Annotated in this window: 18 protein-coding genes and 1 tRNA gene; 7 read left to right on the top strand and 12 right to left on the bottom strand. The window is 54.9% G+C overall.

All coding sequences use genetic code 11. The features are described from left to right. Positions 1 to 51: 51 nt before the first annotated feature. Positions 52 to 423 carry a hypothetical protein gene (locus DBR37_RS17325; protein WP_233588410.1) on the bottom strand — a complete coding sequence of 124 codons (372 nt, stop codon included), beginning with the start codon at positions 421 to 423 and terminating at the stop codon, positions 52 to 54. Between DBR37_RS17325 and rpoD the strand changes: the two genes are divergently transcribed. From rpoD to DBR37_RS16015, 4 genes are all read left to right on the top strand, one after another. After that, positions 422 to 2,572, top strand: a complete 2,151-nt coding sequence (gene rpoD / locus DBR37_RS16030) for an RNA polymerase sigma factor RpoD (RefSeq protein ID WP_233588409.1) — start codon at positions 422 to 424, stop codon at positions 2,570 to 2,572. The genes DBR37_RS17325 and rpoD overlap by 2 nt on opposite strands. Positions 2,573 to 2,589: 17 nt before the next feature. Continuing rightward, positions 2,590 to 2,668: transfer RNA gene (locus DBR37_RS16025), tRNA-Ile, on the top strand. A 384-nt stretch (positions 2,669 to 3,052) separates the two neighbouring features. Beyond that, positions 3,053 to 3,691 carry a hypothetical protein gene (locus tag DBR37_RS16020; RefSeq protein WP_124575486.1) on the top strand — a complete coding sequence of 213 codons (639 nt, stop codon included), beginning with the start codon at positions 3,053 to 3,055 and terminating at the stop codon, positions 3,689 to 3,691. 110 nt (positions 3,692 to 3,801) lie between these two features. Further along, positions 3,802 to 4,539, top strand: a complete 738-nt coding sequence (locus DBR37_RS16015; RefSeq protein WP_124575485.1) for a hypothetical protein — start codon at positions 3,802 to 3,804, stop codon at positions 4,537 to 4,539. A 133-nt stretch (positions 4,540 to 4,672) separates the two neighbouring features. Here DBR37_RS16015 and DBR37_RS16010 read toward each other — a convergent pair whose 3' ends face one another. Next, positions 4,673 to 5,572, bottom strand: a complete 900-nt coding sequence (locus tag DBR37_RS16010; RefSeq protein ID WP_124575484.1) for a hypothetical protein — start codon at positions 5,570 to 5,572, stop codon at positions 4,673 to 4,675. A gap of 360 nt (positions 5,573 to 5,932) precedes the next feature. Here DBR37_RS16010 and DBR37_RS16005 point away from each other — a divergent pair, with 360 nt between their 5' ends. Continuing rightward, positions 5,933 to 7,357: an acetamidase/formamidase family protein gene (locus tag DBR37_RS16005; protein WP_124575483.1), complete on the top strand. Its 1,425-nt coding sequence runs from the start codon at positions 5,933 to 5,935 to the stop codon at positions 7,355 to 7,357. 187 nt (positions 7,358 to 7,544) lie between these two features. Next, on the top strand, positions 7,545 to 8,639 hold the full coding sequence (locus DBR37_RS16000; RefSeq protein WP_124575482.1) for a porin: 1,095 nt from the start codon (positions 7,545 to 7,547) through the stop codon (positions 8,637 to 8,639). Between the two features lie 62 nt (positions 8,640 to 8,701). Here DBR37_RS16000 and DBR37_RS15995 read toward each other — a convergent pair whose 3' ends face one another. Both DBR37_RS15995 and DBR37_RS15990 read right to left on the bottom strand, forming a co-directional pair. Continuing rightward, positions 8,702 to 10,258, bottom strand: coding sequence for an MFS transporter (locus DBR37_RS15995; protein WP_304999921.1), 1,557 nt, complete (start codon positions 10,256 to 10,258; stop codon positions 8,702 to 8,704). Next, positions 10,251 to 10,790, bottom strand: coding sequence for an N-acetyltransferase (locus tag DBR37_RS15990; protein WP_124575481.1), 540 nt, complete (start codon positions 10,788 to 10,790; stop codon positions 10,251 to 10,253). Before DBR37_RS15990 ends, DBR37_RS15995 begins: the two co-directional genes overlap by 8 nt. Before the next feature lie 100 nt (positions 10,791 to 10,890). Between DBR37_RS15990 and DBR37_RS15985 the strand changes: the two genes are divergently transcribed. After that, the gene (locus DBR37_RS15985; protein WP_124575480.1) at positions 10,891 to 11,775 is read left to right on the top strand and encodes a LysR family transcriptional regulator; all 885 of its coding nucleotides are present in this window, start codon (positions 10,891 to 10,893) and stop codon (positions 11,773 to 11,775) included. An 11-nt stretch (positions 11,776 to 11,786) separates the two neighbouring features. On the opposite strand, the gene guaD is transcribed toward DBR37_RS15985, so the two are convergent. The 8 genes from guaD to DBR37_RS15945 all read right to left on the bottom strand — a co-directional run bounded on the left by guaD (position 11,787) and on the right by DBR37_RS15945 (position 24,926). Continuing rightward, on the bottom strand, positions 11,787 to 13,097 hold the full coding sequence (gene guaD / locus DBR37_RS15980; protein ID WP_124575479.1) for a guanine deaminase: 1,311 nt from the start codon (positions 13,095 to 13,097) through the stop codon (positions 11,787 to 11,789). A gap of 46 nt (positions 13,098 to 13,143) precedes the next feature. Then, positions 13,144 to 14,223, bottom strand: coding sequence for a xanthine dehydrogenase accessory protein XdhC (gene xdhC, locus DBR37_RS15975; protein WP_124575478.1), 1,080 nt, complete (start codon positions 14,221 to 14,223; stop codon positions 13,144 to 13,146). A gap of 14 nt (positions 14,224 to 14,237) precedes the next feature. Then, positions 14,238 to 16,607 (bottom strand): xanthine dehydrogenase molybdopterin binding subunit, encoded by a 2,370-nt coding sequence (gene xdhB / locus DBR37_RS15970; protein WP_124575587.1) that lies wholly within the window; start codon positions 16,605 to 16,607, stop codon positions 14,238 to 14,240. A 19-nt stretch (positions 16,608 to 16,626) separates the two neighbouring features. Then, entirely contained in the window at positions 16,627 to 18,111 is a 1,485-nt protein-coding gene (gene xdhA / locus DBR37_RS15965) for a xanthine dehydrogenase small subunit (RefSeq protein WP_124575477.1), read from the bottom strand. Positions 18,112 to 18,244: 133 nt separating this feature from the next. Then, positions 18,245 to 19,540, bottom strand: coding sequence for an NCS2 family permease (locus DBR37_RS15960; protein WP_124575476.1), 1,296 nt, complete (start codon positions 19,538 to 19,540; stop codon positions 18,245 to 18,247). Between the two features lie 174 nt (positions 19,541 to 19,714). Continuing rightward, the gene (locus tag DBR37_RS15955; protein WP_124575475.1) at positions 19,715 to 21,076 is read right to left on the bottom strand and encodes an 8-oxoguanine deaminase; all 1,362 of its coding nucleotides are present in this window, start codon (positions 21,074 to 21,076) and stop codon (positions 19,715 to 19,717) included. 293 nt (positions 21,077 to 21,369) lie between these two features. Then, positions 21,370 to 23,037 (bottom strand): methyl-accepting chemotaxis protein, encoded by a 1,668-nt coding sequence (locus DBR37_RS15950; protein ID WP_124575474.1) that lies wholly within the window; start codon positions 23,035 to 23,037, stop codon positions 21,370 to 21,372. A 122-nt stretch (positions 23,038 to 23,159) separates the two neighbouring features. Next, positions 23,160 to 24,926, bottom strand: coding sequence for an allantoate amidohydrolase (locus DBR37_RS15945; RefSeq protein ID WP_124575473.1), 1,767 nt, complete (start codon positions 24,924 to 24,926; stop codon positions 23,160 to 23,162). Positions 24,927 to 24,970: the final 44 nt, after the last annotated feature.

The following is a 24,970-nucleotide window of genomic DNA, read 5'->3' as shown; positions in this document are numbered from 1 at the left end:
CGCGGGCGTAAGCCGGAGTTGAATGCGCAAATCAGCTCGTCGAGCGCAAGCTTAACCGCGCTTCAAGAGCATAACCTTGGTAGTTGATCCAATGGCGAATGCAATGAAGAAACCCGCGAAAACCCAAACGCTCACCGCGAGCAAAGCCAAATCGGCTGCAACGGTGAAGTCAAGTAAGACTGTTGAGAAAAAAGTAGTTGCTGTTAAGTCGGCTGGCCAGGCGAAAGCTGTGGCTGCCAAGACCAAAGTAGCAAGTTCGCCGAGCAAAGCTGCGGCGAAAACGCCTGCAGCCAAAGTTGCTGCAAAGCCGGTATCAGTGCAATCGAAAGCCCCTGTGACAAATAAGAAATCTGAAGTGAAGTCTGCTAGTAAGTCAGCAAAAGTCGAGCCAAAAGTCGAGTCGCGTCCTGGCGTTAACGTCATGATCACGGCGACCGTCAGCCAGACTACCGACGCCGCTACCCTCGCTGCGATCGACACCTCCGGCTACATCCTGCCGTCGGTGAAAGTACCTGGACGTCGTGGCCGTAAGCCAAAAGAATTCCAGCCTGAGAACGATGAAATCGCAGCATTGAATGCGGTCGAACGCGCAGAACTCAAAGCCGTCGACAAAGCGAAAGCCAAAGATCGCAAGGCCAAAGAAAAAGCATTGTTGAAAGACGCATTCTCGTCCGATACAGAAGCCAGCGAAGAAGAACTCGAAGCGCGTCGTCAGAAGCTCAAGACGCTGATCAAGTTCGGTAAAGAACGCGGCTTCCTGACGTACGCAGAAATCAACGATCACCTGCCAGAAAACATCATCGATCCGGAAGCGATCGAAGGCATCATCGGTACCTTCAATGACATGGGTATCGCGGTCTACGAACAGGCGCCGGATGCAGAAACACTGCTCCTGTCCGACAACGTAGCGACCGTTGCCAGCGATGATGAAGCTGAAGCTGCTGCTGAAGCCGCACTCTCGACCGTCGATTCCGATTTCGGCCGTACCACCGATCCTGTGCGTATGTACATGCGCGAAATGGGTTCGGTTGAACTGCTGACCCGTGAAGGCGAGATCGACATCGCAAAACGTATCGAAGACGGCCTGCGTGACATGATCCAGGCGATCTCCGCATGCCCGACCACGATTGCAGAAATCATTGCTGCTGCTGAGCGCATCTCCAAAGACGAAGCCAAGATCGACGAAATCGTCGACGGCCTGGTCGACCTGGACGCTGCTGAACCAGTAGTTGCCCCTCCTGCTCCTGCCGCTGCTTCGGATGACGAAGAAGACGAAGAAGAGGAAGAGGACGAAGAAGAGGAAGAAGAAGAAACCACAGCCGCTTCTGGCGCCGCCGGTTTCTCGAGCGAACAGCTGGAACAACTCAAGCGTGACTCGCTCGCCAAATTCTCGACCATCGCCCAGCAATTCGACAAGATGCGCAAAGCGTTCGAGAAAGAGGGCTACAACTCCAAGCCTTACGTCAAGGCGCAGGAAGTCATTTCGAATGAACTGCTCAGCATCCGCTTCACCGCTAAAGTTGTCGAGAAACTGTGCGACACCCTGCGTGGTCAGGTTGATGAAGTCCGTCACATCGAAAAACAAATTCTCGACGTTGCAGTGAATCGTTGCGGCATGCCGCGTGGCCACTTCATCAAAGTCTTCCCGGGCAATGAGACCAATCTGGACTGGGTAGACGGTGAAGTAAACGGCAAGCATCCATACAGCGTCGTGTTGGCACGTAACGTACCGACCGTCAAAGAACTGCAGCAAAAACTGATCGACCTGCAAGCACGTGTAGTCTTGCCGTTGCCTGACCTGCGCGCCATCAACAAGAAGATGGCTGCCGGTGAAATGAAGGCACGCAAAGCGAAACGTGAAATGACAGAAGCTAACTTGCGTCTGGTCATTTCCATCGCGAAAAAGTATACTAATCGCGGTTTGCAATTCCTGGATCTGATCCAGGAAGGCAATATCGGTTTGATGAAGGCAGTGGACAAGTTCGAATATCGTCGCGGCTTCAAATTCTCGACTTATGCAACCTGGTGGATCCGTCAGGCCATCACTCGTTCGATCGCCGATCAGGCTCGCACCATCCGTATTCCGGTGCACATGATCGAAACTATCAACAAGATGAATCGCATCTCGCGTCAGATCTTGCAGGAAACCGGTGCAGAACCGGATCCGGCAACACTGGCGATCAAGATGGAAATGCCGGAAGACAAAATCCGCAAGATCATGAAGATCGCGAAAGAGCCTATTTCGATGGAAACACCGATAGGCGACGACGACGATTCGCATCTGGGCGACTTCATCGAAGACAACAACACATTGGCTCCGGCCGATGCAGCGTTGCACGCTTCGATGCGCGGTGTAGTCAAGGACGTACTCGATTCCCTGACACCACGCGAAGCCAAAGTTCTGCGTATGCGTTTTGGTATCGAAATGTCGACCGATCACACGCTGGAAGAAGTGGGTAAGCAATTCGACGTTACACGTGAACGTATTCGCCAGATAGAGGCAAAGGCGTTGCGCAAACTGCGTCACCCATCGCGGTCAGATAAATTGAAGAGCTTCCTGGAAGGTAATTAAGCTCTCATCAAGTTCTCGGGCCTCTAGCTCATGCTTGGTTAGAGCAGCGGACTCATAATCCGTTGGTGCCGTGTTCGACTCACGGGAGGCCCACCAAAGTAAGGCAAATAGGAGAACTAGCGAAAGCTAGTTCTCCTTTTGTTTTATAAGGAATTTTTCCTGCGATAGCTTTTTGTATTCGCTGGACTACCTTTCGTCCCGCTCCTTTTTCTTCATGGCTTAGGCTATTTTTGCGTCTTTGTGCTCTAGCGGAGACATCGATATGCCGCAAATTCGCATATGTAGTTTCAACCAGTTTCAAGCAAGAGGGCGTGTAAAAGGCAGTCCTGAACTCACCAAAACGTTTTCTACTAAAGACTAAGCAATTTCTTCGTAGCCACAGCATTTGCTCGGTATTCAAGAGAAGTCATGCCATCTCTACAATTTGGTAAATCATAAAGGCATAATTAGCAATCTTCATGAAAGTGACGTTGACGCTATATGGATGAAACTCAGGATAAAGTTAGACGAAACTTGGTTGTCGCCTCGACCTTGCTTGTCTTATTCCATTTCTTCGATGTGAATATAAGCAAAGATGTGACGATAAGTGTGTTCACCATATCTGGTCTTGTCGAATGGAAGGTTTGGGGAGCTGTTTTGCTGATATTGCTCTACATATTTCAAAGATACTGGTTTGATGGGGTAACTGGTGATCAGCGAACGGCAGCATGGAATGAATTCAAAGTGTGGCGCAACGCAAACGTCGCTGACTTGATTCGTATTGACACCATAAATGTTCTTAATGGGTATTGTCGTTCAAAGTTCATAACCGTGATGGCAAAAAATTCAGTGCACGATGAATCTGCAGATATAGGGAAGGTGGTGGTGTATACGGCAGACGGGGCTTGGCCGTTTCGGGGGAAGTGTAATGGTCATGTAGAACACGATTATGCAGGTATTACTAAGCTCGAAAGTTTGGAGATGGAATACAGACTTTCAAAACGTGCTTTTATACGTGCCTCGATGTTGCCCGCCGTTAGGTCTCTTACATTTGCGAAGGGCAATGCTGACTTCCTGATTCCGATGTACTTGTTTGTAACCGCTTTGAGTATTTGCGTTCTCCGCCTCGCAATGGTTTGATGTCTTTGTGCAGATAATTCAGTTTTACTTGCCGTACCAGATATATGGGATGTTAATTTTTGAGGCTTAACGGCAATATGATCGGCTTTGCAAATGTCTAGGTCATCAAAATGATTGATTTTCTTCTGAGTGGTATAGGGCGGGTTGTTATAGGCGCTATTGGTGGTGCAGTAGGAGCTGTTTTGGCCTCCGGTATTGGGAACAAGCTTAAATGGTCTTCTAATGTACGAACTGTGGTGGTAGTTGTCGCTGCGGCTTTACTCGGTATTGGATTGCCCGGTGTTGTGGCTCATTTTGCTAAACAAGAGAAAATCTCTGTAATGGTTGATGCCGGTTTAGATATAGCAAGAGGCATAAGTGCAAAGGCCGATATGGCAGAAACCATGGATGGCAGAGATGAAATTTTGATAAATGAAGGTAGAAAGGCCGCGAATGAAGTCTTGCGCAAGCTGGATGCCAAGGAAAAAGTGCGGTACGCGGCAGGAGAGTTTTGGGCTTACTATTTTGTAGTAACGGTTGGTAGGGCAGAGTATTGTGCAAAGCAGGGTGTGCCTATTGATGGGTTCGTCAGTGGAGTGCAACGACTGAATAAATTAGATTTTGACGGCGCTGCATCGATTGTGAGTCCTAAGGATGCTGAGGCTTTTTTCAGGGAACATGTACTTCCTAAAGCCAGGACTGATATAGAGGCAATGCACCACTCATTGTCCGAACGTTATCAGGTTCCGGTTCAAGTCTTTTGCAAAGCGTACCAAGAGCAAGCAATAGAAGCCGCACAGGACTTTAAGTTTTCTGATGCTATGCCTCAGTTATCGTACATTCTTCGCACTGCAACAGAAAATAGATAATTGGCCGATCTGAAACAGAGGGGGTTACGATTATTCGTAACCCCCTTTTTCTATTTCAAGTGTGAACTTGATTCTGCTTATTCAAAAAATTTAAGAGCGATCATATTGCTACGGAATATACGACTGGAAGAGTCTAGAGCTCTGGGTTGTGCGCCTTGGCACAGGCCTGCAAGGTTCGGGCAAACTCTTTGTTGCCAGCTTTTTCGAGGTGGTTGGCTATGGTCATCTGCGCTACTGGGTCGCCGAGCTGGGCAGCGCGCCAACGCAACGAGAGTTCTATGGAGTGTTCTGACGGACTCATCTGTCCATCTTCGTAGCGGCCGGTGACTGCCAGCAGGTCAGCTAATTTGTTGTAGCCTGCGGGGACTTCGTGCTTGAGCAACCAGGCTATGACCATGCTCGCGGATTCCCAGTCTTCATCGTCAAGCAAGCCACTGGCCAAACGTGCCGCGGCTCGCCAGTGACCCAGCCGTGCGGCTTCGGTATAGGCGGGGCGTGCACGATTGCGGGGAGTGTTGCGCGCGTTCTCGAAGGCTGCCTCGGCTACGGGTGTGATGCTGGGCACAGCTGGTGGGCGACAATTGAAATTCGCCGCATTGAGCGCCCCCGCAGGCGTCTTGCGCCAATTGTTTTGCGCTTCCAGGGTGTCCTGCAAGAGTGTCTGCGCTTCGGCTGCTGACAGGGTAGCAGTGACCCAGGCCACGCCGTCTTCCTTGATTCGGGTATTTTCTTCACGTCGGGAACGATCGGCCTGTTTTCGAGCTAGTTCTTCTGCCGTATCTTCACGCGGACCTATCCTGACGCAACGTATAAATTGTGCCGGTGTCAGCTTCCAGCATGCAGTCGGTACTGACACCGGGAACTGACCCCAGAGCATTTCCAGTACGTAGTCTTGTCGCATTGCTTTACGCAGCACGATGACGCGGCCCTGGGCATCGCTCAGGCCATTGGTCAACATCTCACCGTCGCTCAGACGCCAGATATAGGGCTCATTGATTTGCGCTAGTTGCAGATAGAAGGGATCGTTGCTCACAACTTTAGACTCCGGACTTGCGTAGGCTAGCTTACTCAGGGTTGACGCGAAAATAGCCATGCTTAGTAGCAGACACGTCCAGCCGATGGTGAAGGTAGTTCTGGTCGCAGTTTTTTGATTTAAGGCGGACATTGATACTTCCATGGATTGCATATCAGTTTGTTTCTTCAGGGTATGAAGTAGTTGCCAAGCCAGGATGGTGCAAAGCAAAACCCGTGGCTGGTATGGCGGTGCATGGTAAATAACTACTATTCGCCGAACAATGATTTGTGCGTCTCCGTACAAGATTTGAGAACCTTCTCGCTCATATGATCTCTCCAAACCACAATCAGGTGGTGTGTCAAAGAGATCAGGAGATGTATGCGAGACCATATTTGCAGTACCGGATGTAATCATTTTTCCCATTTGAACGATCCCGATTTGCAGGGCGAGTTTAAGGAAGCGCGTCAGAGCTTGCGCGCCGCTATCGGTGGTCAGCCTACCGCTGGTGTAGCCGGATTGGCAGGCGTTACCGAGCGTGCGCTGCCTTCGAAGAAGGCTGGCGAACAGGTCAGCCACTACTACGTCCCGGCCAATAACAAGACTATCCACTGGGGCTATTTCAGCAAGACCATGGAGCCGCTGCTGAAGCTGGAATCCGGTGATTACGCCACGATAGAAACAATCACGCATCACTCCAACGACGATATCGAGCGCATGGTCAAAGGTGATGCTGGTGCGGAAAGCATTTTCCAGTGGGATGCGAATAGCAAGGCAGTTGATCGCCGTGGTGCGGGTGCGATGGATGATCCATTGGGTGCGGGCGGTGGTCTGGGCGTGCACGTTTGCACCGGTCCTATCTATGTCAATGGCGCAGAGCCAGGCGATGTGCTCGAAGTACGCATCGTCGATACCATGCAACGTCCATCCGGCAACCCTGACTACCGTGGCAAGACCTTCGGTTCCAACGTCGCGAGTAACTGGGGCTTCCACTACAACAACCTGATCACCGAGCCTAAAGGCCGTGAAGTCATCACTATTTACGAAGTCGATGCGAGCGGTGAGCAGACCTGGGCCAAGGCAGTTTATAACTACCGCTGGACACCACAAACCGATCCATTCGGCGTGGTGCACCCGATCATCGATTACCCGGGCGTGCCAGTCGACAAGAGCAGCATCAAACCTAACTACGACGTCCTGAAGGGCTACGAAATTCCTGTGCGTCCGCACTTCGGCATGATCGGTGTCGCACCAGTCGAAGCCGATATGGTGTCGTCCATCATTCCTAGCTACAGCGGCGGTAATTTCGATAACTGGCGTATGGGCAAGGGCGCAACGGCGTTCTTCCCTGTGGTCGTGCCAGGCGCGATGTTCTCGGTTGGTGATCCACATGCTTCGCAAGGTGACGCGGAACTGTGCGGTACGGCGATCGAATGCTCGCTGACTGGTTTGTTCCAGTTCATCCTGCACAAGAAAGCAGACCTGCCAGGTACCAAGCTGTATGGCCTCGACTATCCATTGCTGGAAACCGAAAGCGAGCTGGTTGTGCACGGCTTCAGCAGCCCGAATTACCTGAAGGAATTCGGTGTGGATGGTACGTCTGAACTGTTCAAAAAATCTTCGCTGGACAGCGCAATGACCGATGCCTTCAACAAGACCCGTCGCTTCTTCATGGATACGCGCAACCTGACCGAAGACGAAGCGATCTCGCTGATCTCGGTATCGGTCGACTTCGGTATTACGCAAGTCGTCGATGGCAACTGGGGTGTACACGCGATCATCAAGAAAGCAGTTTTCCCTAAGTAATCTGAAGTATCAGGCGCTGGCGGAGTGCATCCGCCAGCGCTGTATTGAGCAATGTAGTTGGCAGTGCTGAGGGCATCAAAAGAGTTGTAAGGCAGCGCAATAAAACAGGCAGTACACATAAAAAGAAGCAGTGCCGTGAATAAAAGAAAGCAAATTTCTTTACACGTATAAAAACGAGGAGACAAAAATGGGTGCAAGAAAAAATACACTGCGCAAGCTGCAGTGCGTCGCAGCTTTGGGCGCAGCATGTGCATTGCCAGCAATGGCGCAAACATCTGTACAGGTCACCGGCCTGGTCGATAACTTTATCGGTTCAGTCAAATACAGCGGCGACGCCGGACGCAGCAGCGTCGTCAATAGCGGTGGCATGACCACTTCATGGTTTGGTTTCAAGGGTACCGAAGATCTCGGTGGCGGCCTTAAAGCCAAATTCAATCTGACTTCATTCTTCCGTGCGGATACGGGCGGTGCTGGCCGCTTCGACGGCAATGAAACTTTCTTCTCGCGTGATGCGAACGTCGGCCTGATCGGCAGCTTCGGTGAGGTTTCGCTGGGGCGCGATCTGGCGCCGCACTTCCTGCCATCCATCCTGTTTAATCCATTCGGTGATTCATTCCAGTTGTCGCCTTTGATGTTGCACGCAGACGTGCCGCTGTTCAATGGTTCGCGCTGGAGCAATTCGGTGGCGGCGGATACCGGCTGGAGCAATCAGGTCGTTTACACCACGCCTAATATGGCGGGCCTGAAAGCGAATATTCATTACCAGTTCGGCGAAGTCGCAGGACAGACCGGCAAGAATAACGTCGGCATGAACTTGCTGTATTCGAATGGTCCGTTGGGATTGGCGGCCTACTACCAAAAGATTAAAGTGAATAATCCACTGGAACAGACCGCGGGCAATGTATTGCCGGCAGCGACTTTGGTGGGAGGCTTGACGCCAGCGCGTCAGACCGGATGGTTTGTCGGTGGTTCGTATGATTTCGCGGTGGCCAAGTTGTTTGCGACTTATAACCAGACCAGTCACGACATCGATCTGAAAGACCGCACCATGCAGCTCGGTACCAGCATCCCGCTGGGGCAGGGTGCTATCCTCGCGTCATGGGCAAATACCAAGCGTGATGGCGCAGCGATAGGACAGGATTTGAAGCGCAATACGGCATCGTTTGGCTATGACTACAACATCTCCAAACGTACCGATCTCTATGCGGTGTATATGTACGACAAGATCACCCGGCAAAACACCGGCAACACCGTTGCGCTGGGTATCCGTCACCGCTTCTGATCATCTTGATCTAGATGGCCGGGCAGAAATACCTGACCGGCCTCATAGCTTTACTCCGGGGCTCAAGTAGTTGAGTGCGATTCGGCGAGCATGGCAACATGCTCGCTTTTTTTATTACTCCACCAGACGATGCCGGAGGTCAGGAATAACAGGAAGGTCGCGGTTGCAATGACAGCCGTAAACGCCACATCAAATGATGTTTTGGCAGCAGCATCAACCACTTGTGCAACAGCCGGAGACAGACCCTGGCTCACGATAAGCGCTTCATCCAGGCTGTCCCACACGATGGCAGGCAGGTTCATATCAGCAGGCAGGTTCAATGTGCTTGCATAGGCCAGCGACAGGATGCTGCCCATCAGCGTCACGCCGAAGACACTACCCAGCTCGTACGAGACTTCCTCGACTGAAGCTGCCATACCTGCGCGATCCACCGGAGCGCTTTGCATAATGGTACTGGATGCCGCCGTCATCGCTGCACCGATACCGGCACCGAGCACCAGCAGGCAGATGATTTGCATCCATGCTGCGGCGTCAAACAAGAACAGATAAGCACCCATACCAAGTCCGGAGATTAGCAGCGACAACGACAAGACAAACGCGCTACCCAGTTTCGGTAATACGCGACCCGTCAACGGACCGGCAGCAAAAGCCGCCAGCGATAAAGGCAGGATGAAGACACCAGCCTGCAACGGCGTCATGTCGAGCACCAGTTGCAAACGCTGTGTGAACACCAGTTCCATACCCAGCAGGGCAGCAGCAGAGACGATAGCGGCCGCTACGGATGACGAGAAAATCGTGTTCTTGAACAACGAGAAATCGATCATCGGATGTGCGCTATGTTGCTGCCTGCGTGCAAACATGGCGAGGAAGAAGATACCGCACAGCAGTGTCAGCAAGGCGATGCCCCATGCCGGGTTGTGCTTGCCTGCTTCTTTCAATGCGTAGGTCACGCCGACCAGACCCGCCATGATTTGCAGTGAACCGACCAGGTCCCATGGACGTGTTTTGTTAGGCTGGCTTTTTGGTATGTAAGCCAACGCGATAGGCAATGCCACCAGCACGATAGGTACGTTGATCAGGAAGACCGAACCCCACCAGAAGTATTCGAGCAACAGTCCGCCTATCACCGGTCCCAGCGCGGCACCACCGAAGGCAACTGCGGCCCAGATACCGATCGCGACCGCGCGTTCGTTTTCATCAGCAAAGGCGAGCCGGATGATGGACAGCGTAGCCGGCATCATCATTGCCGCACCTACCGCCAGCAATGCACGCGATGCGATCAGCGCAGCGGAAGATGGTGAGTAGGCCGCGCACAACGAGGCGATACCAAACACCACGAGTCCGGCCACGAACAAGGATTTATGTCCGAGTCTGTCGCCCAGCGTGCCCATGCCAAGCAGCAGCCCGGAGACGATGAGCGCGTAGATATTGACTATCCACAGCTTGGCGGAAGCTGATGCCTGCAGGTCAGCGGTCAATCTTGGCAAGGCAGCATACAGCACCGTCATATCGACCACGATCAGCAACAGCGCTACCGAGACGATGGCCAGCACCAGCCAGCGGCTGGAAGACGGCAGCATGGCGGTTTGTTTCAGGCTTTGTTTATTTTGCTTAAGCATGGCTGAGCTCCTTCATCATCACGACCGATACGGTCTGGAAGTTCAGGCCATGGAAGAAGCTGTGTGCATCATGGTTGCCTGCGCCGCTTTCGAGGAACAGACGCTGGATGCCGCGTGCCAGTAATTGCTGCTCGACCCATGCGATCAATTGCTGGCCGATACCGTTACCGCGATGCTCGGGGTGCACGATGAGATCGTCGAGCGACGCATAAGGCGTGGCAACGTCCGGATTGCTATCGATGGATACCAGCGCCATACCGACGATGTCATCGCCTATGTTTGCAGTCGCAAGCAGTTGATTTGCGCTGGCCGGATCCTGCGCCAGTGTTGCGCTCAGTTCTGCGCGCAAGGTTGCCGTCAGGTCGCTGCGCCATTGCGTAGGACTGGCCGCGCGTGATCCTTGCAGCTCGGAGTGGGAAATATATTGTGTGTGCGCATTCATCACGAAGAGCTGGGTAAGCGCCTCGCTTAGTGCCGCATCTGTGCACCAGTTTATGGTGACAGTTTTTGGGGTGATGGATTTTTGATTCATGACTTTTTGGCCCAAAAGAGCCGATTTGTTGTGTAACTTTGTCTATAATCCATCAATATTAGATTTGGACAAAGTTAAGTACCATCTATAAAATAGATGAATGGAATGGACTATTGATCGCATGAAGCAGTTTGTCGTGACCGCAGAGGCTGGTTCTATCTCTGCGGCCGCGCGTCGCCTGGGCAAGGCGCAATCCGCTGTCAGTACGGCCATAGCCTTATTGGAAGCGGATCTGGGCTTTGATTTGTTTGATCGTTCACGGCGCAATGTGCAACTCACACCGGCCGGTGAAGTCATGCTGCTGGAAGCGCGCGAGTTGTTGCGCCAGGCCGAGGGACTGGACCAGCGTGCGCAATCATTCGCGGCGGGGCAACAGCCGAAACTGACGCTGGCGCTGGATGAGGCTTTGCCTTACCTCGCGGTCGGTGCGCTGGTGAAGGAAATCTCGGAACGATTCCCTTCGCTGGAACTGACCCAACTGAATGGTACGGCAACTGAGGTGGCTGAATACGTAGAGAAGCAGCGCGCCAGCGTAGCCTTCCATTTTGATCGCGGGCCATGCTCGCTGTCATTTGCGCAAAAGCATATCGGCAGTGTGGCGCAGGGTATCTATGTGAGTCGTCAGCATCCGTTGACGCAGATTAAAAAAATCACGCAACGTGATCTGGCCAAGCACAGGCAGCTCCTGATGCATATGGATGACTTTGCCGACCCGGCACTGAGTCCGTCGGTCTGGCGCTCCGATAGTTTTTACAGTATTGCGGCGATGGTGGCGGACGGCATAGGCTGGGCGATCCTGCCGTTGAATATCGCCCAGTACGAAGAGTACCGTTTGCATCTGCAGGAATTGCCCTGCGATGAATTTACCTTGCCGCTGCTGTCGGTGCGTATGTTGTGGCTGCAAGGGCATCAGCCTGATGCGACGACGCAATGGGTGCAGAAACGCCTGGGCGAGTTGCTGCACACCATTCCTTCGGGTTTGTAGAGCCAGGTGAATTAAATCCAGGCTGCGCGTTGATGCACGCGTTCACCTGCTGCGTAGGTTGCGGTGATGACGCGGTCATCGCCCAGTATCGCCAGCGCAAATAATTGTTCTTCCAGGCTGTCAGTCGTCGCGCTGCGGCGTGACAGCAAAGGTGTAGCTTGCGGATCGAGCACGATGAAGTCTGCATCGCAACCAGCCGCAAAGCTACCAATCGTCCCTTCCAGTTGCAAGGCGCGTGCGCCACCCAGTGTCGCCATGTAAAACATGCGTTGCGCCGCAAGATGTACGCCGCTCATGCGACCGACTTTGTATAGCTCATTCATGGTTTGCAGCATGGAGAAACTGGTGCCGCCGCCGACGTCGGTTGCGAGTGAAACCGGCATGCGCAGTTTGTCGGCATTGATGAAATCAAACAAGCCACTGCCGAGGAAGAGATTGGATGTAGGGCACACCGTTGCGACCGATGCGGTGGCCGCCATGCGTGCGCGGTCATCATCATCCAGCCAGATGCAGTGGGCGTACAACGCACGTTTGCGCATCAGACCGCGCTTTTCATAGATGTCGAGATAGCTGCGGCTGTCCGGGAACAGTCCCATGGCCCATTTCACTTCATCGGTATTTTCAGCGACGTGGGTCTGGATGTAAGTGTCCGGGTACTGCGATGCCAGTTCTCCAGCCAGGCGCAGTTGTGCTTCGGTCGAGGTCGGTGCGAAACGTGGCGTGATCGCGTAGTGCTGGCGTCCTTTTTTGTGCCAGCGCTTGATCAGCGCTTCGGTATCCCTGGCACTGCTTTCAGCTGTATCCAGCAGGAAGTCAGGTGCATTCCTGTCCATCATGACCTTGCCCGCGATCATGCGCAGATTCAGCGCATCGCTGCGTTCAAAGAACGCATCGACCGATTGCGGATGCACGGTGCAATACACGGCTGCCGTAGTGGTGCCGTTGCGCAGCAATTCAGCGAGGAAGAAGTCTGCGACTTCGCCGGCATGTGCGGCATCTTCGAAACGTCGTTCGGTCGGGAAGGTATAGGTGTTGAGCCACGGCAGCAGACCAGGTGCAGGCGACGCGATCATGTCGGTTTGCGGATAGTGCACATGGGTGTCGATGAAACCGGGCGTGATGATCTTGCCGCGCCAGTCATGGGTCATGGCGCCAGCTGGAAGGGTGGACAGTAAGCGATCGTAATCACCGGCGGCGACTACCTTGCCATCTGCAACGACCAGCAAACCATCGCTATGCCACTGCGTCGCATCCTCAGCGAAGGCAGGGTCATTGGAAAAATGGAGCAGGCTTGCGCGGTACGCTTGTACGTTAGAAATCATGAGTAACAGTCAGTGCTTAAAATGTCGGGTGTAGAAAAAATCTGCTTCAGTTTTGCGGTGTGTCTTGAGGTGTATGGGCAGGTGTAACGATGGAACTCATTACCGAGCTGTGATGCGGCGCGCGTAGTTCCCACAGTTGCATCAGTTGTGCCACCACGGCAATAGCAATGCTGGCGGGCTCCTTGCCATAGATGCCGGGTATGCCGATAGGGCAGGTCATCCTGTTCAGTTGCTCGACGGTGATGCCTCGGTCCTGCAAGCGGTGCTCGAACTGTTTGCGTTTGGTATAGGAACCGATCAGGCCAAACCAGGCGACGTCTTCGCGCTTCAGGATTTGCTCGGTTAATTGCTGGTCCAGCGAGTGGCTGTGCGTCATGACCAGGAAGTAAGCGCCTGGATCAGCCTTGCCGACGACGGCATTCGGTACATCGGTGGCATCTATCGTGACTTGTGGTGGCAAATCAGTCGGGAACATATCTTCCCGCTCATCGACCCACAGGATGCGACACGGCAGCATACTCAGCATGCGTACGATGGCGGTACCTACATGCCCTGCACCGAACAGCACGACTTGCGGTACATGCGCCTGGCACAGATCCAGCAACCAGCGACGACCCTGTGCATCACGTGCGATATGAGTGGCGCTGCTGCCAACGAACATGTCCGCAGGCAAAACTGCACCAGCAGCATCGCAGGCTGCGCCCTTGAGATCGTAGAGTATGGCCGCGTCGTTGGATTCCAGCGGTACCGCACGCCAGATATTCGCGCCTTCCTTGCAACTGCGTGCCAGGCCGTCGAGCATGGCGGCGGCACGTTGCCCGATGATTTCAAAGGCAAGGAATACCACACCACCGCAGCATTGCCCGAGACTAGGGCCGAGCGCGATGCGTTCGACGTAATTCATGCGGCGATTCGGCGTAATGTCGGCCAGCATGTCGCGTGCAATCTGTGCGGCGCGCCATTCGAGATGGCCACCGCCTATGGTGTCGAATTGCTGCGTCGCCGTGTACACCATGCGCGCGCCTTCTTCGCGCGGGGTCGAACCCTGGATGCCGGCAACCGTCACCAGCACACAAGTTTCTTGTGCGGATACCGTTGTTTGCAAAGCTTCCAACCATGTAGACATAGCGTGACTCCTTGCTAATGGATGGCGGCGCGTACGGCGTCGACTGCATCGAGTATGGCTTCGCTGGTGGCCGGTGCGCGCAAAGGCGGATTGATACGATTGTCGCCGACGGCTGCTACTGCATCACGGATCGCGAAGAAGACCGAGAACGGCAACAATAGCGGTGGTTCACCGACGGCTTTCGAGCGGTGTATGCTGTCCTGCACATTGCTGTTCTTGAAGAGCTTGACGCGGAAGTCGGCAGGGCAATCCGAGATGGCCGGGATTTTGTAGGTGGAAGGGGCGTGCGTCATCAGCTTGCCATCCTTGTTCCACCACAGTTCTTCGGTAGTGAGCCAGCCCATACCCTGGATGAAGCCGCCTTCCACTTGCCCCAGATCGATGGCCGGATTCAATGCTTCACCGGCATCGTATAACGCATCGGCACGCAATAGCTTCCATTCGCCGGTCAGTGTATCGATGACCACTTCGGCCACGGCTGCACCATAAGCGTAGTAGTAGAACGGATGGCCCTGCATGGTCTTCGCATTCCAGTGCACGCGTGGTGTCGAATAGAAGCCATCTGACCAGAGCTGGATGCGGGCAACATAGGCCAGCATGACCAGTTCCTTGAAATCCAGGCTGTGCTCACCGGAACTCACCTGGTCGTTGGCAAAGACGATGCTGGCAATATCGACGCCGAAACGTTGTGCCGCCAGGCCTGCCAGGCGGTCACGGATTTGCAATGCAGCATGCTGTGCTGCTTTACCGTTGAGGTCGGTGCCGGTGGACGCGGCGGTAGCCGAGGTATTGGCGACCTTGCTGGTGTCGGTAGCGGTGCAGCGTACTTTATTCAGTTGCAGACCCAGTGCCTGCGCCACGACTTGCGCCACCTTGGTGTTGAGGCCTTGTCCCATTTCGGTGCCGCCGTGGTTAACCAGGACGGAGCCGTCGGTATATACGTGTACCAATGCGCCGGCCTGATTCAGGTGCGGCACGTTGAACGAGATACCAAATTTGACGGGTGTCAGCGCCAGTCCTTTTTTCAGGATGGTGTTCGACGCGTTGAACGCATTGATGGCTTGGCGGCGCGCCTGGTACTCACTGGTGGCTTCCAGTTCATCGACCAGTGCATGGATGATGTTGTCTTCAACCTTTTGGCCGTAATGCGTGACGTTGCGTGCATCCGGGCCGTCTGCATCGCTGCTGCCGTAGAAGTTAAGGCGACGTACTTCCAGTGCATCCTTGCCGAGATTGCGCGCGATTTCATCGATGATGTATTCAATCGCGATCGCACCTTGCGGGCCACCGAAACCACGGAAGGCGGTGTTCGACTGGGTATTGGTTTTGCCGCACATGGCGTGGATGTCGACATCTGACAGATAGTAGGCATTGTCAAAGTGGCAGACGGCACGGGTTGCGACCGGACCGGACAGGTCAGCCGAGAAACCGGCACGCGAGATCATGTCTATGCGCGCAGCCAGGATCAGGCCGTTGTTGTCATAGCCGACTTCGTAGTCATAGGCGAAGCAATGACGTTTGCCGGTGACGATCATGTCATCGTCGCGATCAGCGCGCAGTTTGACCGGACGGCGCAGGCGCGCCGCACTGAATGCAGCGACGCAGGCCCACAATGCCGATTGTGATTCCTTGCCGCCAAAGCCGCCACCCATGCGACGACACTCAACCAGCACATCGTGCGCAGACACATGCAGGACGTGTGCAATATGGTGCTGCATTTCGCTCGGATGCTGCGTCGAGCAGTGCACGTGCATGCCGCCACCCTCTTTGGGTATCGCGTAAGAGATCTGGCCTTCCAGATAAAATTGTTCTTGCCCGCCGACATCGAATTTGCCTTGCAGCTTGTTTGGCGCTGCGGCGAACGCGGCCGCGGCATCGCCCCGTTGCAGGTGCATGGGCGGCAAGACATACGATTGCGCAGCATGCGCGGCGCGTGGCGTGAGTATCGGCGCCAGCTCTTCGTACTCGATGACGCCCAGGCGTGCGGCGCGGCGTGCAGTGTCGTGGCTGTTGGCGATGACGACAAAGATCGGTTGCCCTATGTATTGCACCAGGTCTTCCGCCAGCACCGGATCGTCACGTATGATCGCGCCACATTGATTTTCGCCGGGGATGTCCGCAGCGGTCAGCACGGCGACTACGCCGGGTACGGCTTTGACCTTGCTGAGGTCAACCGAGACTATCCTGGCGTGGGCTTTTTGCGATAGTCCCAGCGCTGCATGCAGAGTCCCTTGCAGCTCGACGATGTCATCGGTATAAGTTGCTTCTCCGGTGACGTGCAGGTAAGCGGACTCGTGCGGATAGGCGGTGCCGACCGACTTGCCGCCAGGTGTACTGCTGCCGGGCAGGGTGTTGGTCATGAATAATTCGGTTTGCTTGTTCATCATATTCCTCCTGCTATCCTCAGGCAGTCTCTGCTGTAGCTACTGCAAAGGCGCGCAAAGAACTCGCTGGTACAGGTGCTTCTGCACGTGTTTCCAGCCAGTAGCGATATAAAAGATTCTGTGCAGTCTTCATGCGATACGCGGAAGATGCGCGCATATCGGAGAGTGGTGCATAGTCCTGTGCCAGCAGGGCGATCGCAGCGCGCACGTTGGTTTCGCTCCATGCTTTGCCGTTGAGGGCGGCTTCGGCTTGTGCTGCGCGTTTAGGGGTGGCTGCCATACCGCCGTAGGCGATGCGCGCATCACGTACCTGGCCGTCGACCAGTTCAAACGCAAACGAAGCACAGACTGCCGAGATGTCCTGATCGAAACGCTTCGATAGTTTGTAGACGCGGAATGCGACGTCAGGGCGTGGCAAGGGTATGCGTACTGCCTGCACGAATTCATCAGGCTGCATCGCTGATTTTTGATAAGCCAGATAGAAGTCTTCCAGCGGCATGCTGCGTTCTCCTGCAACGCTGCGCAAGACGATGTGTGTGCCCAATGCGATCAGCCACGGCATGGAGTCGCCGATAGGTGAGCCATTGGCGACGTTGCCGCCCAGCGTGCCGGCATTGCGCACCGGCAGTGAGGCAAAGCGTTGCCACAGTTCTGATAGTTCTTGCGGGTAGTGTTTGGTGGCGGCTGCATACGCATTTTCCAGCGTGACGCCGGCGCCGATTTCCAGCCAGCCGTTTTCTTCCTTAATGCTTTTCAGCGCTTCTACCTGGCCGAGGTAAATGATGTCGCCGAGGTCGCGCATATGTTTGGTCACCCACAGACCGACGTCGGTGGAGCCAGCCAGTATGCGTGCCTTGGGCAATCCGGCGCGTAGTGCTGCCAGTTGCTCTATGGTGCGCGGCGCGTGGAAGGTCTGGCCAGCGTAGCTGATGCTGAGTGGCTCATGCCGTTGCAGTTCGCGCAGCGCATCTGCTACCTGCGTGCGGTCAAAATGTACGGCTGGCAGCTCACCCATGCGGTGTGCGGCTTCGATGATGGGGCGGTAGCCAGTGCAGCGGCACAGATTGCCGGACAGTGCATCGTCTACTTGCCTTGTGCTTGGTGCGGTACTGCCGTCGTCATTGTGCAGATACAGATTCCACAAGGACATGACGAAGCCGGGCGTGCAGAAACCGCATTGCGAGCCGTGGCATTCAACCATCGCCTGTTGCACCGGATGCAGGCAGCCGTCGCTTTGCTTCAGGTCTTCGACCGTGAAGAGCGCCTTGCCGTCCAGCGTCGGCAAGAACTGGATGCAGGAATTGACGGTATTGAGTTCGAGGTGATCGCCTTGCAGTTCGCCGACTACCACGGTGCAGGCACCGCAGTCGCCTTCGGCACAACCTTCTTTGGTGCCGGTGCAATGCAGGTCTTCGCGCAGGTGCTGCAAGACGGTACGCGTATTGGAAAGGCCACTCACTTCGTGTGTGGTGCCGCGGAAGTAAAAGCGTATCGGTTCTGACATGATGTGTACTCTGTAGTAAGACTAAGTAGCGCGATTGGATGCAACTACTTACGAAATCAAATTCATTCTTGTTGCCAGATGTTGCGCACTGCTGCGCAACATCTGTTCTGCTTTACTCGCGAGGTCTGAACGACTACCCCAGATAAACCAGCTTGAACGTGAATAAACCTGCAATGATCCAGATCATGATCGACACTTCCTTGGCACGACCCGTCAGCAACTTCAGTGCGGCATAGGTGATGAAGCCGAGTGCCATACCGTTTGCTACCGAATAAGTGAAAGGCATGATGATGGTGGTGATCACTGCCGGTACGCATTCGGTGGTGTCTTCCCAATCGATGTCACGCAATTCACGCAACATCAGGCAGGCTACAAAGAACAAAGCCGGTGCTGTTGCGTATGCCGGAACCACGCCTGCCAGTGGTGCAATGAACAAGGCCAGCAGGAACAGCACAGCGATGGTGACGGCAGTCAGGCCAGTGCGGCCACCTGCCTGTACGCCAGCGGCACTTTCAATATAGGCGGTGGTGCTGGAAGTGCCAAGCATGGAGCCGGCAATGATGGCGCCGCTGTCTGCCAGCAAGGCTTTGTTCAGGCGTTCGATCTTGCCGTTTTTGACCAGACCGGCACGTTGCGCCACACCCATCAGGGTGCCGGTCGCATCGAATAATTCAACCAGGAAAAAGACCAGTACCACGTTGATCAGGCCCATGCCCAGCGCGCCCGGGATATCCAGCTGGAACAGGGTAGGCGAGACCGATGGCGGCGTCGAGAACACTCCGGCGAATTGATTGCCCGCAAAGAAAAAGCTCAGTACGGTCACAGCCAGGATGCCGATCAGCATTGCGCCGCGGACTTTCAGGCGATCCAGTGCGACGATCACGATGAAGCCTATGATGGCCAGTACGGCTGGCGGGCTGTGCAAATCGCCCAGTGTGACCAGCGTATTTGGATTGCCGACCACGATACCGGCATTTTTCAGCGCGATCAGTCCGAGGAAGAGGCCGATACCCGCAGGGATCGCCGTTCGTAATGAAACCGGAATGCTGTTGATAATCAGCTCGCGGATCTTGAACAGACTCACCACCATGAACAGGCAGCCGGAGATGAAGACGGCGCCCAGGGCCGCTTGCCATGGATAGCCCATGCCGATCACAACTGCATACGAGAAGTAGGCGTTCAGGCCCATGCCGGGTGCCAGCCCGATAGGGTAGTTGGCATATAAGCCCATGATCAGGGTGCCGATGGCGGCGGCCACGCAAGTGGCGACGAATACGGAATCCTTGGGCATCCCCGCGTCACCCAGGATGGCTGGATTGACGAAGATGATGTAGGCCATCGTAAGGAAGGTGGTCAGCCCTGCCAGTAGCTCTGTGCGCACGGTCGTACCGTGGTCGCTGAGCTTGAAAAACTTTTCCAAAAAAATCATCTGCTTGTCTCCGAATTTTTTATGTTTTTTGCTTGAACGCTTACCATCTGACGTGGTGTCGTTCAGCGCATCTAATGTCGTCTAAATTTGCCTGCCTAATGTAATGCGTATGGCATATCAGTTATAAGACTGTAGCTATATGATCCCCCTGCTGTTCGCCAAGGCCGCGCGTCTTTAGCGTGCTGCCTCTGCCAGTGAAAATGCCAGTGCATTGTGACGTTCAATGACATGTCCCAGATCGATTGTTGTAATCTGGCCATCGCGTATCACGACGCGACCATTAATGATGCTGCAGGCAACATTGGGCGGGGTGCAAAACACCAGCGCCGCGACCGGATCGTGCAAGGCGCCGGCGAAGCCGATTTGCCGTAAATCAAACATGATGATATCGGCCGACATGCCGGGTTTGAGCGCGCCTATATCGTCGCGATTCAGGACTTTGGCACCGCCCAGCGTGGCGACTTCCAGTGCCTGCCTGGCGGTCATCGCATCCGGGCCGAAACCTACCCGTTGCAACAGCATCGCTTGCCTGACTTCGGCCATCATGTGGCCGGAATCGTTGGACGCGCAACCATCGACACCCAGGCCGACGGAAACGCCTGCATCCAGCATCTTGCGTATCGGTGCGATGCCGGAAGCTAGTCGCATATTCGAGCAGGGGCAGTGCGCGATACCGGTGTGAGTATGGGCGAATAAGTTGATACCGGCGTCGTCCAGTTGCACGCAATGCGCATGCCAGACATCGTGCCCGACCCAGCCGCAGTCTTCCGCGTACTCGGCTGGCGTCATATTGAATTTTTCACGGCTGTAAGCAATATCGCTGACGTTTTCCGCAAGGTGGGTATGCAGTGACACCTTATAGCTGCGCGCCATGCTGGCAGATTCGCGCATCAGGTCGCGCGATACCGAAAATGGCGAGCACGGTGCCACCACGATGCGTTGCATCGCATGGCGGTCGGCATCATGGTAAGTCTCGATCAGGCGCTGCGTATCGCGCAGGATGTCGGCTTCCTGTTCCACGACGCGATCCGGCGGCAAACCGCCTTTGGACTGGCCGACGCTCATAGAACCGCGCGCGGCATGGAAACGCATGCCTATCTGCTGTGCCGCTTCCAGGCTGTCGTCGAGGCGGCAGCCGTTCGGATAAATGTAGAGGTGATCGCTGCTGGTGGTGCAACCGGACAACATCAGTTCCGCCATCGCGGTCTGCGTCGACACCTGGATCATCTCCGGCGTCAGGTTGGCCCAGATCGGATACAGATTGGTCAGCCAGTTGAACAATTCGCCATTCTGCGCAGCCGGAACCGCCCGCGTCAGGCTTTGATACATGTGGTGATGGGTATTGATCAGGCCGGGCAGTACGACGTGATGGCTGGCGTCTATCACTTCATCGGCAGTCTGCGGCAGCGTAGCGCCGGGGCCGACTTGTTCGATCACGTTGTCGCGGATAAATACCGCGCCGTTACTGATTTCTTCGCGCTGCTCGTTCATGGTGACGAGCACGCTGGCATTCTTGATAAGAAGCGTTTTTGACATGGCTATCCCTGTCTGTTTAAGACTCAATTTGGACGGTGACCATCTACAGACAGCTCCGCCGACATTGCCGGTGGTGGACCGGTTGCCAGTTACCTTTTTTGTGTCGCCAAAAAAAGGTAACCCAAAAAGGGTTTAAGACAGGTGCAACGCGCTGCTGGCGGCAGCGTCGATACGATGATGGACAGATGGCACTGCTACAGTCATCGCATCGAAAAACATGCATGTATAGATTAAGGCATGTCAGCTGCTTTTTTCAACGATTTTTATCGAATATCTGATTATCGCTGTTTCCATCAATGCGACATCAGACTGGCAACCTTGCTGCCTTGTTGCGTCGCTAACAGGGTGGCCGACGTACTCACCAGGCGCAGCTTTTCCGGCGTGGCCGGGCTGGTGGCGGCGGCTACGCTATCGCGCTCCAGTTTGAAGACGCTGACCAGTTGCATCAACTGTCCGGCCTGATCCCGCAGTGATTGCGCTGCGGCGGCTGATTGCTCTACCAGTGCGGCGTTCTGCTGAGTCCCTTCATCGATCAGCACGACTGCTTGCCCGACCTGCTCTATGCCTGCACTTTGTTCCTGGCTGGCATTGTTGATGGCGGCGATGATGTTGTTGACGCGCGCGACGCTGGTGACGACTTCATCCATCGTCAGGCCAGCCTGTTGCACCAGTTTGCTGCCCTTATCAACTTTTTCGACCGAATCATCTATCAGCGCCTTGATCTCGCGCGCCGCCGTGGCACTGCGCTGCGCCAGGTTGCGCACTTCGGCTGCGACCACGGCAAAGCCGCGTCCCTGTTCACCGGCGCGCGCTGCTTCTACCGCTGCATTCAGTGCCAGGATATTGGTCTGGAAGGCGATGCTGTCGATCACGCCGGTAATGTCCATGATCTTTTTCGATGAGGTATTGATGGCTGCCATCGTATTGATCACGTCATGTACCACGCTGCCGCCTTGCCGCGCGATGTCGGAGGCAGACGCAGCCAGCTGACTGGCTTCCTGCGCATGGTCAGCATTTTCCTTCACGGTCGAGGTCAGTTCTTCCATCGCCGATGCGGTTTCTTCCAGTGAACTGGCTTGTTGTTCCGTGCGTGAAGAGAGATCCATATTGCCGCGTGCGATTTCACCGGAAGCGCTGGCGATGGTGTCTGTGCCGTTGCGTACCTGGCTGACGATGTGATGCAGGTTGTCGTTCATGGTTTTCAGCGCGGCCATCAGTTGCCCGACTTCATTAGTCGTTTTGACGAAGATAGGGCCGCCCAGATCACCCTGCGCCACACGGCGTGCCACAGCAATGGCGGTGTTCAGCGGACGGGTGATACTGCGCGTGACCCACCAGCCGGCGGCGATAGCCATCAGCAAGGTAATGGCGGCGAGGACGTTGATGATCCGGCGCGCCTGTTCGGAATTGGCGCTGGCAGTCTCGCCTGCTGCGCTCATCAGGCCGCCCTGATAGTCGAACATGGCATCCAGCGCGATGAAGTATTTGACTTGTAGTGGCATGAAGACCTGGTCGAGGTAGGCCTGGGCTTCATTCGTCTTGCCGTGCTGCGCCAGTTGCAACAAGGTATCGCGCGCAGGTACGTAGAGTTCGCGTGCGCTGATGGCGGCGTTGACGTAGCGCTGGTCTTCTTCGGTCTGCGCAATCGACTTGAGCTGATTCAGACCTTGTTTCATTTTCTGGTCGGAGGCCAGTGCATCGTCCAGCAAACTTTTAATTTTGGCTGGATCGCGGCTCAACATCATGTCGCGCAGGTTCAATGCGATTTTGTTGACCTCGATCTGCACTGCATTCGCCAGTATGGTTTTCGGATAGCGATCCTTGCTGATGAGATTAATGCTGTCGTTCAGCTGATTCAGCTTAATGTTGCTGAGTACGGTAATGACGACCAGCAAGGCAAACACGATGCCGAAGCTGAGTGTCAGTTTCTGTCTGATTTTGAGGTTGGCTATCATTTTCATGGCTAGACCTTCAGGAGAGGGGCGCACATATCGTTATCAACACGCATTCGTCACGCGGTCGAAAAAAGAGGGCGGGTCAAAAAAATTTGATCCGCCCAGACTATCCAGACTTACTGTTTTAGTTATTTTTCTTTGAAGTTGCGCAGAAAATCCAGCAGGATTTGCGCCGACACTTCGGTGTCGTCGGCTGTCATCGTTTCTAGTGGATTGTGGCTGATGCCGCCATTGCCGCAGCGTGTGAAGAGCATGGCGACATCGGTCATTTTTGCGATGGCCATCGCATCATGACCAGCACCGGAAGCCAGTTCAAACGGGCGTACTCCGGCGCGTTCGGTCGCTGCAGACAGTTGCTTCATCAGCCACGGCGCGCATGGTGCGGCGGGAGCGACTACGGTTTGTTCTGCCTTGTACTCAATGTTGCGACGTGTGCAAACACTGTCTATGTGTTGCAGGATGTCGGTGACTGCTGCATCGCGTATAGAGTCAACTGCTGCACGTATATCCAGTGAGAATACACAACGCCCCGGGATAACGTTGGTGGAACCGTTAGGCACCTGTAACTGGCCGACCGTGCCGACCAGCGAAGCATGCTGATCCTGCGCGCAGCGTTGCTCGACGTAGAGGACGATTTCGGCAGCGGCCGCCGCAGCGTCTTTGCGCATCGACATAGGCGTGGTACCGGAGTGGCTGGCAACCCCGCGCAGTTCGACCTGGTAGCGCGAACTGCCTGCGATGGAAGTGACGATGCCGACCGGCAAGTCGTGTTGCAACAGCACCGGACCTTGTTCGATGTGCACTTCCACATAACCGAGAACGTCGTCAGGATTGCGCGCGATCTGCGGGATAGCATTGACGTCATGGCCTGCCTGCGTGATGGCTTCGCGCATGCTGATGCCGTCTTTGTCGGTAATGTCGAGCAAGTCCATAATAAACTGGCCGATGACGGCATTGCTGCCGAGGAAGGTGCTCTTGAAGCGCACGCCTTCCTCTTCGGCAAAGGCAATGACTTCAAAATGGAAGGGCAGGGTTTCGCCGCGTTCATGCAGGTGTTTGACGACGGCAATCGCCAGCAAGATGCCTTCGCGGCCGTCGTACTTGCCGCCATTGCGCACGGTGTCGTAATGCGAACCTGTGATCAGGGTCTTGGCGCGTGGATCGGTGGAAAGATAGCGACCGACGACATTACCGACCGGATCGATGTGCGCATGCATACCGGCAGCACGCATCCAGTCTGCGATTTGATTCGCAGTGCGGCGATGTGCATCGCTCATATAGGTGCAGGTCAGTGCGCCTTCGTCTTCACTCCAGACAGCGATATCTTCTGCCCACTCCATCACGGTGGCACCGATGGCCGGCACGTGGCCGAGTAAATCATTGAGGCGCATTTCGGCAATGCGGCCGATCTGGCGCAGCGCCTCGCGTAATTCATCTTCCGGCTGGTTACGCAGGCGGCGGGTGAAGGTCGCGATGATTTGCTGGCGCGTCAGTCCTTTGCCGGTCGCTCCCTTGACCGCGAGGATGAAGGGGAAGCCGAATTTTGCGTTGTAGTCGCTGTTGAGTTGTTGCAGCGTGGCGAATTCTTCCGGCGAGCATAAATTCAGACCGGCCTTGGCTTGTTCCCCGGTGGACTCAACCGTTAGCGTGCCTGCGATCGCAGCCTTGCCTGCCAACTCCGGGTGGGCACGGATGAGTTGCAGCTGTTCGGCACGGGTGGCATTGGACACCACCCCTTGCATGGCCTGCTTGAGCGCGGTGATATTGCTGAACGGCGCGAGCTTCGCTGCGCGTTCCGGGATCCAGGGCGAGTGCTCGTAAATTCCGTGCAGGATGTCGATAAAAGCTGGTACGTCGCTTGTAGCCAGACGGTTCAATTGTTCTAGTGTGCTCATCTTGATACCTGTTTCCTGCGTTTATTCATATGAGTAAAACCGAC

Origin of the sequence: Herminiimonas sp. KBW02 (assembly GCF_003852535.1) — a bacterium.
GTDB lineage: Bacteria > Pseudomonadota > Gammaproteobacteria > Burkholderiales > Burkholderiaceae_D > Oxalicibacterium.
This window is presented reverse-complemented; position numbering and strand designations above follow the sequence as displayed.